We start from the raw sequence: 14,540 nt of genomic DNA on the forward strand, positions 1-14,540 counted from the left end.
TTTAATGGTATACAGCAAAGGTATTCCGGATTTTTCCCTTTCATTTTGTTGTAAGAGTCAATTTACTTTGTTGTAACTGTCATGAATTTGATTTTCTATTGCCTGATGAGGTACCATTTTAAAATAATTTTTGCGTTAAAACATGATTAGTTTTAATAAATTAGCAGATTCAGATAAAACTCAATAAATGAACGCTATTATAATGAGGAATACTCAGAATTATGTAAGAATGTTTTTAAAAACAGAATCATTCGGAAGAATAAATACAATACGTACAGCAGTGTTATTTATCTTGCTATTTATGTCTACAGGTTTTGGACAAACATCTGCTTCAGCATTTAATACGATATATGCTCAAATAAAGCAAAAGAATTTTTTTGAAGCGCATTCATCTTTTGCGGTACATAAGAAAAAACTGCCTGTGGAATATCAATATTTTACAGAAGCGGTGCTTGATAATGCATTTAACAAACCTGAAGAATCTAACAGGAAAATAGCTGAACTGGAAGCCTTAAAAACTTCATTTCCAGACTCGCTGAAGCTTAAAATCTGGCATATTAAAGAAGATAACTGTATGAAACAGTATGATTATGCCGGAGCTAAAAAAGCAGTACAGGAAACTCTTCAACAATATGAAAGTTTGCTTACAAAAGATGAAAAAAATGACCTGAAGAATAATCTGAAAATCTGGACCGCGCTGGAAAATGAGCCCCGTCAGAAAGTGGTATTGAATGGTGCAACCCGTTTGAAAATGGAAAAAGACGGGGCAGGATTGAAAAACCTGAAAGTGAATATTGGAGAAGATACCATGAACTTTATTTTTGATACAGGAGCTAATATTTCTACGATTTCAACTTCAGCTGCTCAGCGCTTACATATGAAGATCATTCCGGCAGCTATTGACGTAGATGCTATTACCGGTATTTCCGTTAAAGCCGATCTTGCGGTCTGCAAAAAACTGGTTCTCGGAAATATTACCGTGGAAAACTCTGTTTTTCTGGTGTTTGCAGATAGCGCACTCAGTTTTCCTCAAATCAAATACCAGATCAATGGTATCCTCGGATTTCCCGTTATAGAAGCATTAAAAGAAGTTCAGCTGACGCAGGACGATTATTTTATAGTACCCGACACAGAAACGAAAATAAATACAGTCTCCAATCTGGCTATTGACGGATTATCTCCCCTTATTTTTATCGATGGGAAGCATTATTCATTCGATACGGGAGCCGACCATACCATTTTGTATGCCCCTTTTTATCAGGAGAATAAAAAAAATATTGACAAAGAGTATCAGGTAACTAAAATCAGCATGGGTGGAGCCGGTGGGAAAATTGAATATGAAGGGTTTAAGATCAACCACACTTTTCATATCCTGGATAAGAAAGTTCCTCTTGAAAATGTAAGTGTGCTAACAGCTAAAATTAATAAAGAAACGGTTTATGGAAATATTGGCCAGGACGTGATCCGCCAATTCAACAAAATGACCATGAATTTTGATCAGATGTTCATTAAATTTGACTGATCATATTTGGAAATTGAGAACAATTATAATAGAATAGCACCATTTTACTCAAATGGTGCTATTTGTTTTAATGAACAGGAAAAACCTGTTCCTTATACAAAATATGATGGATATGAATGTGATTACATAGGCAGGGTAGTTTTTGGCTTTTCCATGTAAAGGTAAATAGCTAATAATTAATATCTCCTGCTAAAAGATAGGGTTTAATAAAAAAAATAAAAATATTCAAGTATCATATTTTGACGGAATTAGGAGATATTTTCCGTTATCTTCTTCGATTGAAGTTCTTTTAACAGGAAAATTAATTATATTTTTGAAAATAATTTCATTTACACAATGAGTTGTTCCAAAAAACTGTTGTGGAAAACGAACCTTACTATTATGATGAGAAAATATTCTACTTATATCCTGCTTTTTGGATTTCCTTTATTCGGGGCACAAACTAAAGTGGTTGAAAAATCCACCTATGAGCAGAACTGGATGTCGTTAGAAAAGGAAAATAAAGCAGTTTCTTTTGATGCCGATATACACTTATCTGATGCTGAACTTACATTAGATAAAAAATTATTTGAACTACGAACGCAATTCCTTAGCGAAACAGAGAAACAAAAGATCCCTTTATATAACAGCTCTTTTAATGAATTAAAACCGTTGATAGAAGACAGTAAGCTGTATAAAGTTTTTCAAACAATGCCTAAAGGCGGCTTGTTGCATACCCACAGTGGAGGAGTTACCGATATGAAATGGGTAGTTGCAACTGCAAGAAAATATAAAGAATGTTATGTGTATGACCAAAAAGACAGTGATCAATTTATTGTAGGTCAGCTGGCATTTTTTGAAAATGGGAAAGTTCCAAAAGGATTTGTAAGTCTTGATAAAAAACTTCTTTCAGATCCTCATTTTGAAAAAGAATTATTGGAGCTTCTCACCCTGAAGCGGGATCAATTATGCACTTATACCAACTATTGGATTGAGTTTGAGAAACGCTTTCAACGCATTAATCTGCTGTTGCCTTACCGTCCTTTCTTTAAGGAATATTATCTGAAAGGCTTCCAGGATTTGGCGAAAGATAAAGTACAGCATGTGGAAATCCGATATGTTTTTGAAGAGCTTTATGATTTCCAACACGGTAAATACCCTTTAAAGAAATCGATTACCGACTTGCAGGATATTGTTAAAGAAGTGCAGAAGTCAGATCCTCAGTTCAGCCTGAAACTCATTTATTCAAGTTTTAAGTTTTTAGATCCTGAAAATATTGAAAAGCAGCTTAAAACAGCTTTTGAACTCAAAAAAGAATTTCCGGAGATGATTTCCGGGTTTGATCTTGTGGCAGATGAAGCGGCAGGCCATCCTATTAATTTCTTTGAGAAAAACTGGAACGCATTGGACGGACTTAGTAAAAAGTATGGGGTAGAAATGCCTCTTTTCCTCCATGCGGGTGAAAGTAATTCAGTATTTAATAAAAATGTTTTTGATACTTCATTGTTGAATAACCGAAGGATTGGTCATGGTTTAAACCTGATCTATTTTCCCAAAACAATGGAGCTGATCAAAAAACAGAATAAACTGGTTGAAGTAAGCCCAATCAGCAACCAGATTTTAGGATACGTAAGTGACTTAAGGAATCATCCGGCAAGAGTGTTGTTAAGTAATGGAGTACAGTGCTCCATTAACAGTGATGATCCGTCGGTATATGGATATGAAGGGCTTAGCTACGATTTCTGGGTCGCTTTTGTCTACTGGGAGCTGGATGTAAAAGCCTTGAAAAAACTGGTTTTCAATTCCATTACTTATTCTTCTATGAATGATAATGAAAAAAAGGTTGCCGTTGCCCACCTGAATAAACAGTGGAATGATTTTGTCCAAAAAACCAACTCAGTAATAACACAGTCTACCCAATAAATTTTAAATTTTAGTACTATAAAATAAAATAGCATCATTGAACATGGTGCTATTATTATTATTATTATTATTATTTAGGGATTTATATAATGTAAACGATAGTAAAAAATCAGTTGTTTTCATAGCCATCTCTTTTGAGTTCTTTTTCAATTTCATCAACTTCCGGTAAAGGAATATGGAAACTGTTTTCAATATAAGTCAGGACGCTTTCATCTGTTTTATTATTTATTTTTCTGATAAAAAGCTGGTTGCTGGATTCCAGAGACTTAATATAATGCAGGATGTCCTGCTTGTTTTTGAAAATTGATTTCCCGATTACCGCTCTTTTATCATCATTGACAATAATATCACTGAAGGATGTATTCATAAGAACGGTCTGAAAAAATGATTCAGCAGGTAAGAACGTATAAAGGTAGTACTCTTCAAAATCCATTACTCTTTTATTGTTGGTAAGGAATAGGCAGGTTTCTCTTGTAAACATAAACCATTTTCCGCCAATATAAGGTGTCACTCCTTTCATAAACTCTCTTTTATAAATGAATGAGGAGATTACATGGGCTAGTTCAGTAAAATGATTCTGTATTCGCTGCAGGGTATCCGGCCTGTAAAACTTTTGATCATAATAAAAAAGATAATTTCGGCCGTTATTGACCGTAAGGAATTTACGGATGATTTGTTGAGATTTAAGTGGATAATCTTCACCGCTAAGGTTAATAAAATAATCCCACTCCCGGCTCACATTCAGGAGAAACTCCATCGCGTTGAGTTCAGCCTGAATCATACTGAAGCCTCCTGATACAATATTCAGGCTATCTAAAATATAGACATTGGGAAATTGAACAGCATACTGTTGAATCTCTTCTGTGAACTGTGATGTAGATTTCCGGTCGATATGAATAAGATAGAACTGATCCCTGGTATAAATCTTCTGAAACATGGCTTTAAATACTTCAGGCTTATGATGTACCATAATAAAATAAGCAATTCGTACATGCGGCACAGCTTGTAATGGTAATGTTTTTCGGTAAGGGTCTGTTGTGGGAGAAGGTGTTTGCATAGTTAGGAAGATTAAAATCATCCGCGCCTGCAAACAATTCGTTTAAAGTGCATAAATTACGAATAAATTTTTGATAATCAATTCATTAAAAGTGGGTTTGTTTGCTTTCTTTATTGTATGTTTGCAGATGTTTATAAAACAGGTCACTGCCTTTGCTACTCTGTAATAGTTTAAAATCACAATTTTTTCTTTCAGTTTTGCTTTTTCAGCTGCCATTTATAATCTTATTTCAATTGCGGAAGATAGAGATTATAAAAGTCCTATTGTATATAGGAGCGATACGTTATTGCAGGTTAATCAGTAATATTTTTAATATTATTGCTACAGCTAGAGCAAGCAAAATGATAAGCTGAGAAAGAGTATTCCTTATTTGTTTATCCTAAAATACATCAACACAAATTCTGATAAACAGATTTGCTTACAAACTGCCGGAAGCCCGGAATTTATAATGAATTTTAAAAATTTAAACTTAATCAATCCCATTATCCGTGCTGTTACAGAAGCTGGTTATTCCAAACCTACCGAAATACAGTATACTGCAATTCCACAGATTTTAGCAGGAAAGGACATCGTAGGATGTGCACAGACAGGAGCCGAAAAAACGGCTGCCTTTGCTATGCCTATTCTGCAGTTACTTAAAAGGTATACCCCTGAACATAAAGAAATACGGGCTCTAATACTTACTCCAACCCGGGAACTGGCACTGCAGATAGAAGAAAACTTTGGCGTGTACAGTAAATATTTACCATTATCACAACTTTCTATTTATGGAGGTGTTTTAGCCGGAAGTCAGCTTGCTGCACTCAGAAAAAGGGTGGATATTCTGGTAGCTACTCCCGGAAGACTTTTAGATTTAGTGAACCAAAGGCATATTGATCTCTCTAAAATTGAGATTCTTGTGTTGGATGAAGCAGACAGAATGCTTGATATGGGATTGGTAAATGATGTGAAAAAAATTCTGAAGCTGGTTCCGCAGAAAAAGCAGACCCTGTTCTTTTCGGCAACCATGCCGCTAAACGTACGGAAATTTGCAGAAACAATTCTCATCAACCCTGTAGAAGTTACAGGAAACCCTACTTATCCAATATCACAAACTATTATTGATCAGTCAGTCTATTTTGTAGAGAAAGAGAGCAAAAAAAAAATGATTTGCTGATTGATAACAGCTATTTTATAAATAAATCTGTAGAGTTTACAGATCAAAATATACACAATTTTTAATATTAATTACAATGCAAGAAGGCACCGTAAAATTTTTCAATGAAGCAAAAGGCTTCGGGTTTATTTCTCCAGCAGACGGGAGTAAAGACATATTCGTACATTCTTCAGGATTAAACACAAAAATGATCCGTGAAAATGATAAAGTAGTTTTTGAAGTACAAAAAAGTGACAAAGGTTTAAACGCTGTTAACGTAAAATTAGCATAATTAAACCTGTTTGCAGATGTGAAAAATCATGTACTGCATAATTGCAGTCAGATTTTTTTTACAGACTCAAAATCCATACACTTTTAGTATCTGGAATATTGTTTGAAAGAACATTAATGTAAGTTACATTGTGTTCATTAACCTCTTGCATAAAGCAAGAGGTTTTTTAAAAATTTGCTGAAAAGAAATTAATTGATTTGAAATTAATTAATTCGGACTGATATTTGAATACTAAAATACTGACATCGGTTTGAAGCAAAGTTGTTGTACCAATGACTCTGGCAAAAATAAATGTTCATCCAACATACAGACCCTATCGGGGCAACCAAATAATATGATTACTATCAACAGTTATAATGAATATAAGGCTTATGAAGGTCAGATGATCGGAGTCTCCGGCTGGCATACAATAGACCAGGACCAAATCGACAAATTTGCTGAGGCCACCTTAGATTATCAATGGATTCATGTAGATAAAGAAAAGGCAAAAAATGAAAGCCCCTTTAAATCTACCATTGCTCATGGCTATTTAACATTGTCATTGATTCCTTATCTCTGGAAGCAAATTGCTGATGTGAGAAATGTAACGATGGAAATCAATTATGGGATCGAGAACTTTAAATTTGGACAGGCAGTTCCGGTCAATAGTGACGTCCAGTTACAAGCCACAGTGAAATCTGTGACCAATCTGAAAGGAACGGTAAAAGTGCTGGTTGAGGCAAAGCTGTTAATCAGAGATCATCAAAAACCTGCGTATACAGGTGATGTTATTTTTCTGTATCATTTTTCGTGAGGAATCCTATTTGTGAATTATAGACTAATATTTTATTACACCAATGTTTTTTAAAGCTTGATATATTATTCACGTTGCTATTCATAGCCGCTTTTTATGAGTGTTAGAATCATTTTAAAGCGCTTATTCCCTTTGATAGCATTCGATTGATGGGCAGGAATGGTAATGCATTCGCCTTCTTCCAAAAAATAAGGAATTCCGTCAATTATTATTTCTGCTTTACCTTCAATAATCTGTATAAAAGTATCAAAGGGGGATGTCTTTTCTGGCAGCCCTTCTCCGTCATCAAATGATATTGCACTGATATTGCCGGTTATCTTTTCTATTATTGTTCTGCTTAGTACAGAATTGGAAAGGTAGCCTACAATCTGGCTGGTAACGTGTATTTTTGATTTCTCAAGTTCTTTATGATTCATCATGGGTTAGTTTTGAAAGTAAAATGAATGGTGTACTGTACATAAAAAGGGATAGAACCTCCTAACTTTCCATCCCCCTTTTAATCAAAACTTTTTGAAAGATATAACTCTATGCATAGGTTTTAATTGCTATTTGGAAATAATTATGAAAGATTTAGTTCTTTTATAATATTCATAACCTCTTCACGATTTTTTCTCAGTCTGTTTCCAATTCTTTCAAGCATTTCCTTTTCCTTGCCTTTTTCAAGCTTTAAATCATGGTCTGTTAATGTAGAGAATTTTTCTTTCAGCTGTTTAGACTGTGAAATCCAGTCTCCCGGAGTTTTAGAAAATTCGTTGTCTTTGTTGTGGTTTGTGTCCATAATGTGGATTTTGGTATAACATCATTGTTACCATACAAAGTTGGTTTTTTTGTAATTCATTGTATTGTAGATTGTTGTTTTAATGTTGCATATATCACACATATTACAAAGCTTCCATTTTGTTTTCTATAACTGAGGGAAACTTACCTGTAAAAAGTGGAAAAGTCCTGTGGCTTTTTGGAATTGCATTGATACTGGTATTATTTTAATAAATGCCTGATAATTTGTATCTTAGTGCCATATTACGTTGAATTGCCAATTTTAAGTTCTGGGCTATCTCCTTTTTGTCATTTAATTTTCCAATTTTAGCATCTCTAAACCCTCAAATCTATAATCCAAGCCCTTTTCAAAAAGAAATATAAACCCGCAAAGTCCTTTCAAGGGACGAATCAATCGTAGCAAAAATTAGTGCTGTTTTTTATGAAGAAAAAAAAATATTTATGGATGTGGACATTTTTAGTTCCCATTTTAGCCTGGCTCTTTTATTTTGGAAGTGCTGTCTTTTCCTCTGGTTATTATTCTATACTCCTCACCTTATTTCTTATGGGAAGTGTCCTTGCGGCAGTGTATCATTCCGAAGTCATTGCCCATCGGCTGGGTGAACCTTTTGGAACTTTACTGTTGGCATTTGCCATTACTGTGATAGAGGTGGGGTTGATCATTTCCATCATGATGGGGGCTAAAGGGTTGGAGACCATTACCCTTGCCCGGGATACGGTTTTTGCTGCCGTGATGATTATCCTGAACGGAATCATCGGGAGCTGCATTGTGATAGGCTCTTTAAGATACAGGGAACAAAGCTTTACCCTGCAGGGAGTAAGTACAGCCCTGATTACTCTTACTTCTGTAATTATTTTTGTTCTTATCCTGCCCAATTATACGGTAAGTCACCTCGGAGGCGAATATACCTCCTTTCAGTTACTTTTTATAGCATTAATTTCTTTGGGATTATACTTGGGGTTTACCATGATTCAGACGATGAGGCACAGGAGCTTTTTTATTTCCCCACAAAATAAACTGCAGGAAAACATATCAGCAAAAGATCATCAAAAAAAATCTTCCAAAAAGGAGCTGTATATCAGTGGGGTACTGTTGCTCTTAAGCTTGGGAGTGGTCGTTTTCCTGGCAAAGCTCCTTTCAAAAGATGTTGAAAATATAGTGGTTTCAGCGGGGGCTCCCAGATCTCTGGTAGGTATCATCATTGCCGGTATAGTTCTTCTTCCGGAAGGGCTGGCTGCATTGAGAGTAGCAAAAAGTGATGAGATTCAAACCTCATTAAATCTGGCTTTCGGTTCTGCTTTAGCAAGTATTGGATTGAGTATTCCGGCCATTGCCATTATATCTGTAATAACCGGTATAAGAATGACATTAGGAGTAGATATTAAATCCACTATCCTTCTGGGGCTGTCCCTTTTCATTATAACCGTTTCACTGGCAACCGGCAGAACCAATATTATGCAGGGAGTTGTACTTATTGCTATATTTTTAAATTATCTTTTCATTACAATAGTGCCTTAATAAACATATCTGTATTGGGTTTATTTTATCTTCCCGCTTCTCTTTTATTGATTTTGAGGAGGTGTTTTGTCCGTCTTCTTTTTCCCGTCTTTTTCTTTTGACATTGTAAATATTTTTGGTTGTATGTAAATTTCGTCTATAAAAAAAGAAAGCTTTGTAATAGTCTTTCAATTTGTTATATAAATCATAGGTATTCTAATTTAATGGAGTAACTTTGAGTGAATAACTGTTAAGATGATGATGATTAACAAGCTGTAAACAGTAAGGATCATGAAGTTATACATAAAATATATGGTAAGCCTGCGCTGCAAAATGGTTGTCCATCAGGAACTGGAAAGACTGGGGATTAAAGGTGCTGTCGTGGATCTGGGTACAATAGAATTATTAAATGATATCAGTACCGAACAAAGACATGTATTGAAAGAAAATCTGCTTAAAGCAGGCCTTGAAATATTAGATGACAAAAAAAGTATTCTGATAGAAAAAATAAAAAATGTAGTGACGGAAATGATTCATTATTCTGATGCTCTTCCCAAAGAAAATTTCTCGGATTATGTGAGTGAAAAGCTTGGATACGACTATACCTACCTTGCCAATACCTTTTCTGAAGTTAAAGGAATGACCCTGCAACATTTTATCATTATTAATAAAGTAGAGAAGGTAAAAGAATTGCTATTATATGATGAGCTTAATCTTACAGAGATTTCCTATAAGCTCAACTACAGCAGTGTTGCTCATCTTTCTAACCAATTTAAGAAAATCACCGGACTTTCACCCTCATTTTATAAACAGCTGAAGAAAAAACGGCTTGGAAATTTAGAAGATTTGTAAAAAGGTGTGATATATGCAAGATTATTATAAATATGTGTAGCGTACTGTGTGCTGTAATATCCATCTTTGTATTGTAGTATTCTTGTATATTAATAGTACAGATTCTATAATAATCGCTTAATGCGATAATAAACAAAGGCTGTCAGAATCTGAAAAATTACAGATGGTGAAAAACAGGAAATGAAACTTTCACGATATTAAAGATTAAAATCTGACAGGTGAATAAAAAATACACCGAGAAATTAGAAAAGACCCAATATAAACCATGAAAAAGGGGTTAAAATCCTTAAAAAAACAGTCAATTTTCATAATGAGCTTATTAGAATCCGAAAAAATAGTAGATCTGTTTCAGAAGATTTTAATTATAGGATAGAAACCCTTGGTCTCTGTCCTTTTTATCCATATTGTAGTGGTAAAAATACAATAAATTTAATGCAGGGAATACCCAAATAATACCTTAATACACAGGATTGGTTTCCATTAATACCCAATACCATAAGTCATGAAAACAATACATCTCTTTCAGTTTAAAAATTCCATTTCCCGTAAAATTCCATTTTTTAATGAAGAACACAGATTGGATAACTTAAATGATTTAATGACTTATGACCTGATGAATACAGAAAAGGTGACCGAGTTTCTCATTGATGTTCATGATGATTTTGTTTTTGAAGATACCTCAAGAGGTGATCTTTTACAGATGTGCAAAAATGCTGACGAAACCATTGAACATTATTTTGCCACGGCATTGGATGATTATAATGTCATTTGACAATGGGTTTTAATAGCTCAAAAAGATTTTAGATAAACATTAAATAATATATACCATGGAATTCCAGCAAAACTTACTTGAGTATATCAGTACTTCGCTCATTACAGTGAACGAAACGGTTTCTATAGTAGAAAGTGTAACTTCAGGATTAATACAACTGTCTTTTTCTCAAATGCCCAATGCAAGTTTATTTTACAAAGGAGGGATTACCACCTTTACATTACCGGAAAAAGTAAAATTTTTAAATATTAACCGGATTGAAGCACCGGAAAATGATTTTGAGACTCAAAGGATGGCAGATATAATGGCTATAAAGGGGGCCGCCTTATTTGAAACAGATTGGGGAATTGCATCTACAGGATATGCTGCATCTGTAAGAAATTCAGGATTTAAAGTTTTTTCATTTTGTTCATTTAGCTATAAAGGAGAGACTATCCTTTCCAAACGTATAGAGCTTCATCAGAAAACCCAGGGTCTAGATGCCCAATTATATTACACAGAATTTATTTTAGGATGCTTTAAAAGTGCCCTTAACCAAATATTAATCTAGCTGGACATAATCAGGAATACGGTCTAATATTAAAATCTACATCAATGTTGGATTGGATAATTTAAGTATAAAAAGACAGTCATATAAGGTTGTCTTTTTGCTTTGTTATGGTAGGTAGTTGATCCATGAATGGACTTTATATTTATGGATGATCTGATAGGTGAGAATTATGTCGTTTTGTTGCAGAAAATCATATATTTACAATATGGGAGAACTATTAACTGAAGAAGTGTTTTCAGCACCACGATGGCAGAAAATAACCTATCGTATACTAAGTATTTTGGTATTTGTATTAGGGATTAACGTTCTCATGATAAAAAATGCAGGATGGCTGCTTTTTTTAGCTCCCCTGATTTTCTTTATTGCTGTTTCCATGTTTTTATTTACCCGCCAAAAACTTATTATTTCAAATGATGGGATACGTTTTGTCGGCGGTTTTAAGAAGTATATTATTTCCTGGAATGATATGATGAAGGTTGATATGGTGAGACTTGGAAAGTATAAGACATCCACTGCTACGATTTATTACTCCGGCGGAAAAATGGATTTGAACAAAGGTTTTTACCTTGAACCCCAGTTCAAAAGGATTTTATCACTCCTGGAAACTAAAACTAATCCGGAAATATTTACAAAGAGATACTGGGAAACTCGCAGTCAGATTAGTCACGGTTATGGTTTGGAAAAATAATATAAATTGGCTTTACGTTTCATTATGGTTTGCCATATTCTGAAACGGAAGGTATTACAAATACATAGAAAAATGATCAAAAACAGGATACAGGGGCTCGTTGCTTTTTCTTTTACCGTACTTCTTTTTTCCTGTTCAGCCACAAAACAGGTGGTTGAAACCGGAAATACCGAAAATGTTGTTTCCCAAACAGACTCACTCTATATGGAAATCCAGCGTGTAGGTCTGGAAGCCACCAAAAATAATCATGTGCCCGGAGTAGCCATAGCAGTTATCCAACATGGAAAAGTAGCCTGGACACAATGCATCGGGTTTGCTGATATGGAAAGTAAAAAACCAATCACTACAGAAACTATTTTTAATGTGGGTTCTGTATCCAAAATGGTATCTGCATGGGGATTAATGCAAATGACTGAAAAAGGGCTCATAAAGCTGGATGATCCAGTTGATCAGTCACTAGTACGCTGGAAATTACCTGTATCTCAATATGATATCTCAAAAGTTACTTTACGACGTATTCTCAGCCATACAGCGGGGCTTTCGGTGCATGGGTATGGAGGTTCAGAGCAGGGAGTTCCACTGTTAAGTTTAGAAGAGTCACTTTCTGGCAAGACAAAAAGAAACGGAGAAAGTGTACGCCTGATTAGTGAGCCGGGAACGAAATGGGAATATTCGGGTGGTGGCTATACACTTGCACAATTACTGCTGGAAGAAAGAACAAAAGAGAAGTTCGCGGTTTATATGGAGAAGAATGTTTTTAAACCTTTAGGACTGAGTCATACCCACTATGAATGGACGGAAGATATGATGGCAGGTTCTGCAACTGCCTATGATGCTTCAGGGAAACCCATAAAGAACAGGATATTTACAGAACAGGCGGCGGCAGGATTGCAAACCACAGTTCTGGATCTGGCTCATTTTGCTGAGCTATCCATAACTGCTGATCCAGATCAATTGAATAAAGTTTTGAAATCAACAACGATACAATTAATGGAGAAATCGGTTGTACCATTTTCTGATCAGGGAAAAAGTGGTCTGGGCTACCGGTTCATGAATTATGAAGGGCTTGAAACAATTGGACATACCGGCGAGAATGAAGGCTGGAGTGCCGGGGTATTTATGCACCTGCCCACAAAGAGCGGTATTGTAATAGTCTGCAATGGTTCTAATGGAGACCGCGTCTGGTATCCCATTTACCAGAGTTGGGCAAAAAGGATCAAAGAAAATTAAAAGTAGTTCATTTATCCTAAGTATCGAATGATATTAAAGCTGTTAAATAATCTGTATTGAATAGAGTAGAATCCACCTGTAGATTTTCAAGAACAAAGCAAAAACCTGATTTCTCAGAATCTCCAAAGCCTCCTGATTTTGGAGATCTGCTGTGTGCAGGTTTTTATCCTTTTTTAATGGAATTTCTATTTCTCCAGTCTTAATTTATCTGTGACAGATTAATATTCAGGAATTTATTTCTTTGGTTTTAATGAAAAATTATCCAAATACACTGCCTGATGGACCCCATTCAGTAAAACTTTCAGCCCTAAATGAGTTTCTTTTTTTATAGAAATATTGAATGCTTTCTTATCTCCTGTTATTTTGGAAGGTTTCGCTATTGAAATATATGATTGGGTATCGGAAGTATTGCTTACTGAGAAAATTTCCAGGGTGGTTTCTCCTCTGTTGTCAGAAATATCAAGACTAAGACTATAGTTTCCAGCTTTAATTTTTGGAGTAACCAAATACATATTTTCTCCCGGGCTGTACATTGAGTAAAATATGATTTTTTTGTCACTGGCATACAACATTGTCTTTCCTCCTGCCTGGGCAGTCCAGCATTTGTTAATATCTTTCCATGTATCAAAATTTTCTGTGATCGTGGATACAGCTTTACACTGTGCCTGTACAGTTAAAAATCCTCCCAGAGCCACCATTCCGGCCAATATGATCTTTTTCATAGGTTATATCTATTTTACTGTAAAAATAGATAAAAAAGGCTAGTAGAACGGTGTTTTATAAAAAGAACAAACCGATAGGCAGAAATAAATTTTCAAATGCCGGTTTGCTAGGGCTTGATTGAAATGTAATCTCTATAGTCAAAGAGTTTGGAACAGGCTCAACAGAAAAATAAGTTTAACTCTGGCTGCCAGGCTTTTTACATTCCTTTGCATTACATATCAAGCCTGTAGATAAATTCCTCAATCTCCATTTGCCGGGCATTCGCAAAACCTTTATCAGAACCGATTTTGATAAAGCCACATTTTTCCAGTACCTTCTGTGAGCCAATATTGTCAAAGGCAACACGTCCAACAATAGGCCTGGCCGCTTCAATGGTAAGAAAATCTTTCAATGCCGTTGTTGCGATACCTTGTCCCCAGAAACTTTTATCGATCCAATAGGTGATTTCTGCATGGCCTTCCAGGACAAACTTTGCAATACTTCCTGCGATCACAGTACCGGCCATAATAGTTTGGTTGTTGACGGTCGGATCATTCAGTAATCTGGTATATTTGGCCAGATAGGCTTCTTTATTCTTGGAATCCTGTGAAGTAAATGCTGCCAGATAATTGGCTTCATGGTCAAGCTGAATCTGAAAAAGAAGATCTAAATCAGTAACCAGAGTGGGTCTTAATTTTATGTCTTTCATATTGAGTGATGGGTTAAAGTATCTTCAAATATAGAACTTATTAGTCTATTTTTTGCCCATC

The 14,540-nt window shown here is 35.1% G+C and carries 16 protein-coding genes; 11 read left to right on the forward strand and 5 right to left on the reverse strand.

Features of this window, described 5'->3' with window-relative positions; genetic code table 11:
* The first annotated feature begins 187 nt into the window (after positions 1 to 187).
* Both LQV47_RS08405 and LQV47_RS08410 read left to right on the forward strand, forming a co-directional pair.
* Complete coding sequence (locus LQV47_RS08405; RefSeq protein WP_230035834.1) at positions 188 to 1,522, forward strand: retropepsin-like aspartic protease; 1,335 nt, start codon at positions 188 to 190, stop codon at positions 1,520 to 1,522.
* A gap of 336 nt (positions 1,523 to 1,858) precedes the next feature.
* Entirely contained in the window at positions 1,859 to 3,424 is a 1,566-nt protein-coding gene (locus LQV47_RS08410) for an adenosine kinase (protein WP_230035836.1), read from the forward strand.
* 109 nt (positions 3,425 to 3,533) lie between these two features.
* Here the strand turns inward: LQV47_RS08410 and LQV47_RS08415 are convergent, their stop codons facing one another.
* Positions 3,534 to 4,481, reverse strand: a complete 948-nt coding sequence (locus LQV47_RS08415; RefSeq protein WP_230035838.1) for a beta-1,6-N-acetylglucosaminyltransferase — start codon at positions 4,479 to 4,481, stop codon at positions 3,534 to 3,536.
* 448 nt (positions 4,482 to 4,929) lie between these two features.
* Between LQV47_RS08415 and LQV47_RS08420 the strand changes: the two genes are divergently transcribed.
* The 3 genes from LQV47_RS08420 (at position 4,930) to LQV47_RS08430 (ending at position 6,701) form a co-directional block, all read left to right on the forward strand.
* Positions 4,930 to 5,637 (forward strand): DEAD/DEAH box helicase, encoded by a 708-nt coding sequence (locus LQV47_RS08420; RefSeq protein WP_230035840.1) that lies wholly within the window; start codon positions 4,930 to 4,932, stop codon positions 5,635 to 5,637.
* Positions 5,638 to 5,713: 76 nt separating this feature from the next.
* Entirely contained in the window at positions 5,714 to 5,908 is a 195-nt protein-coding gene (locus LQV47_RS08425; protein ID WP_047486471.1) for a cold-shock protein, read from the forward strand.
* Positions 5,909 to 6,242: 334 nt separating this feature from the next.
* Positions 6,243 to 6,701 carry a MaoC family dehydratase gene (locus tag LQV47_RS08430; RefSeq protein ID WP_230035842.1) on the forward strand — a complete coding sequence of 153 codons (459 nt, stop codon included), beginning with the start codon at positions 6,243 to 6,245 and terminating at the stop codon, positions 6,699 to 6,701.
* Positions 6,702 to 6,778: 77 nt separating this feature from the next.
* Here the strand turns inward: LQV47_RS08430 and LQV47_RS08435 are convergent, their stop codons facing one another.
* A complete protein-coding gene (locus tag LQV47_RS08435; protein ID WP_230035844.1) occupies positions 6,779 to 7,120 on the reverse strand; it encodes a cupin domain-containing protein in 342 nt (113 codons plus the stop codon).
* Positions 7,121 to 7,260: 140 nt separating this feature from the next.
* Positions 7,261 to 7,479, reverse strand: coding sequence for a hypothetical protein (locus LQV47_RS08440; RefSeq protein WP_230035846.1), 219 nt, complete (start codon positions 7,477 to 7,479; stop codon positions 7,261 to 7,263).
* Between the two features lie 420 nt (positions 7,480 to 7,899).
* Between LQV47_RS08440 and LQV47_RS08445 the strand changes: the two genes are divergently transcribed.
* From LQV47_RS08445 to LQV47_RS08470, 6 genes are all read left to right on the forward strand, one after another.
* Positions 7,900 to 8,997, forward strand: coding sequence for an ionic transporter y4hA (locus LQV47_RS08445; RefSeq protein ID WP_230035849.1), 1,098 nt, complete (start codon positions 7,900 to 7,902; stop codon positions 8,995 to 8,997).
* A gap of 270 nt (positions 8,998 to 9,267) precedes the next feature.
* On the forward strand, positions 9,268 to 9,828 hold the full coding sequence (locus tag LQV47_RS08450) for an AraC family transcriptional regulator (protein WP_230035851.1): 561 nt from the start codon (positions 9,268 to 9,270) through the stop codon (positions 9,826 to 9,828).
* 502 nt (positions 9,829 to 10,330) lie between these two features.
* Entirely contained in the window at positions 10,331 to 10,600 is a 270-nt protein-coding gene (locus tag LQV47_RS08455; protein WP_230035853.1) for a heme oxygenase, read from the forward strand.
* 55 nt (positions 10,601 to 10,655) lie between these two features.
* Positions 10,656 to 11,150, forward strand: coding sequence for a CinA family protein (locus LQV47_RS08460; protein WP_230035855.1), 495 nt, complete (start codon positions 10,656 to 10,658; stop codon positions 11,148 to 11,150).
* Positions 11,151 to 11,355: 205 nt separating this feature from the next.
* On the forward strand, positions 11,356 to 11,838 hold the full coding sequence (locus tag LQV47_RS08465) for a hypothetical protein (protein WP_230035857.1): 483 nt from the start codon (positions 11,356 to 11,358) through the stop codon (positions 11,836 to 11,838).
* A gap of 72 nt (positions 11,839 to 11,910) precedes the next feature.
* Positions 11,911 to 13,068, forward strand: a complete 1,158-nt coding sequence (locus LQV47_RS08470) for a serine hydrolase domain-containing protein (protein ID WP_230035859.1) — start codon at positions 11,911 to 11,913, stop codon at positions 13,066 to 13,068.
* Between the two features lie 233 nt (positions 13,069 to 13,301).
* Here LQV47_RS08470 and LQV47_RS08475 read toward each other — a convergent pair whose 3' ends face one another.
* A complete protein-coding gene (locus LQV47_RS08475; RefSeq protein ID WP_230035861.1) occupies positions 13,302 to 13,790 on the reverse strand; it encodes a hypothetical protein in 489 nt (162 codons plus the stop codon).
* A gap of 212 nt (positions 13,791 to 14,002) precedes the next feature.
* Positions 14,003 to 14,479 carry a GNAT family N-acetyltransferase gene (locus LQV47_RS08480; protein ID WP_230035863.1) on the reverse strand — a complete coding sequence of 159 codons (477 nt, stop codon included), beginning with the start codon at positions 14,477 to 14,479 and terminating at the stop codon, positions 14,003 to 14,005.
* Positions 14,480 to 14,540: the final 61 nt, after the last annotated feature.

Source organism: Chryseobacterium sp. Bi04, from assembly GCF_918698085.1.
Taxonomy (GTDB): Bacteria; Bacteroidota; Bacteroidia; order Flavobacteriales; family Weeksellaceae; genus Chryseobacterium.

Bases quoted from the DNA above. Each gene is read 5' to 3' on its own strand.
- LQV47_RS08480 (WP_230035863.1), bottom strand. From the start codon at position 14,479: ATGAAAGACATAAAATTAAGACCCACTCTGGTTACTGATTTAGATCTT.
- LQV47_RS08420 (WP_230035840.1), top strand. From the start codon at position 4,930: ATGAATTTTAAAAATTTAAACTTAATCAATCCCATTATCCGTGCTGTT.
- LQV47_RS08445 (WP_230035849.1), top strand. From the start codon at position 7,900: ATGAAGAAAAAAAAATATTTATGGATGTGGACATTTTTAGTTCCCATT.
- LQV47_RS08475 (WP_230035861.1), bottom strand. From the start codon at position 13,790: ATGAAAAAGATCATATTGGCCGGAATGGTGGCTCTGGGAGGATTTTTA.
- LQV47_RS08455 (WP_230035853.1), top strand. From the start codon at position 10,331: ATGAAAACAATACATCTCTTTCAGTTTAAAAATTCCATTTCCCGTAAA.
- LQV47_RS08470 (WP_230035859.1), top strand. From the start codon at position 11,911: ATGATCAAAAACAGGATACAGGGGCTCGTTGCTTTTTCTTTTACCGTA.
- LQV47_RS08430 (WP_230035842.1), top strand. From the start codon at position 6,243: ATGATTACTATCAACAGTTATAATGAATATAAGGCTTATGAAGGTCAG.
- LQV47_RS08415 (WP_230035838.1), bottom strand. From the start codon at position 4,481: ATGCAAACACCTTCTCCCACAACAGACCCTTACCGAAAAACATTACCA.
- LQV47_RS08425 (WP_047486471.1), top strand. From the start codon at position 5,714: ATGCAAGAAGGCACCGTAAAATTTTTCAATGAAGCAAAAGGCTTCGGG.
- LQV47_RS08465 (WP_230035857.1), top strand. From the start codon at position 11,356: ATGGGAGAACTATTAACTGAAGAAGTGTTTTCAGCACCACGATGGCAG.
- LQV47_RS08460 (WP_230035855.1), top strand. From the start codon at position 10,656: ATGGAATTCCAGCAAAACTTACTTGAGTATATCAGTACTTCGCTCATT.
- LQV47_RS08435 (WP_230035844.1), bottom strand. From the start codon at position 7,120: ATGATGAATCATAAAGAACTTGAGAAATCAAAAATACACGTTACCAGC.
- LQV47_RS08405 (WP_230035834.1), top strand. From the start codon at position 188: ATGAACGCTATTATAATGAGGAATACTCAGAATTATGTAAGAATGTTT.
- LQV47_RS08440 (WP_230035846.1), bottom strand. From the start codon at position 7,479: ATGGACACAAACCACAACAAAGACAACGAATTTTCTAAAACTCCGGGA.
- LQV47_RS08450 (WP_230035851.1), top strand. From the start codon at position 9,268: ATGAAGTTATACATAAAATATATGGTAAGCCTGCGCTGCAAAATGGTT.
- LQV47_RS08410 (WP_230035836.1), top strand. From the start codon at position 1,859: ATGAGTTGTTCCAAAAAACTGTTGTGGAAAACGAACCTTACTATTATG.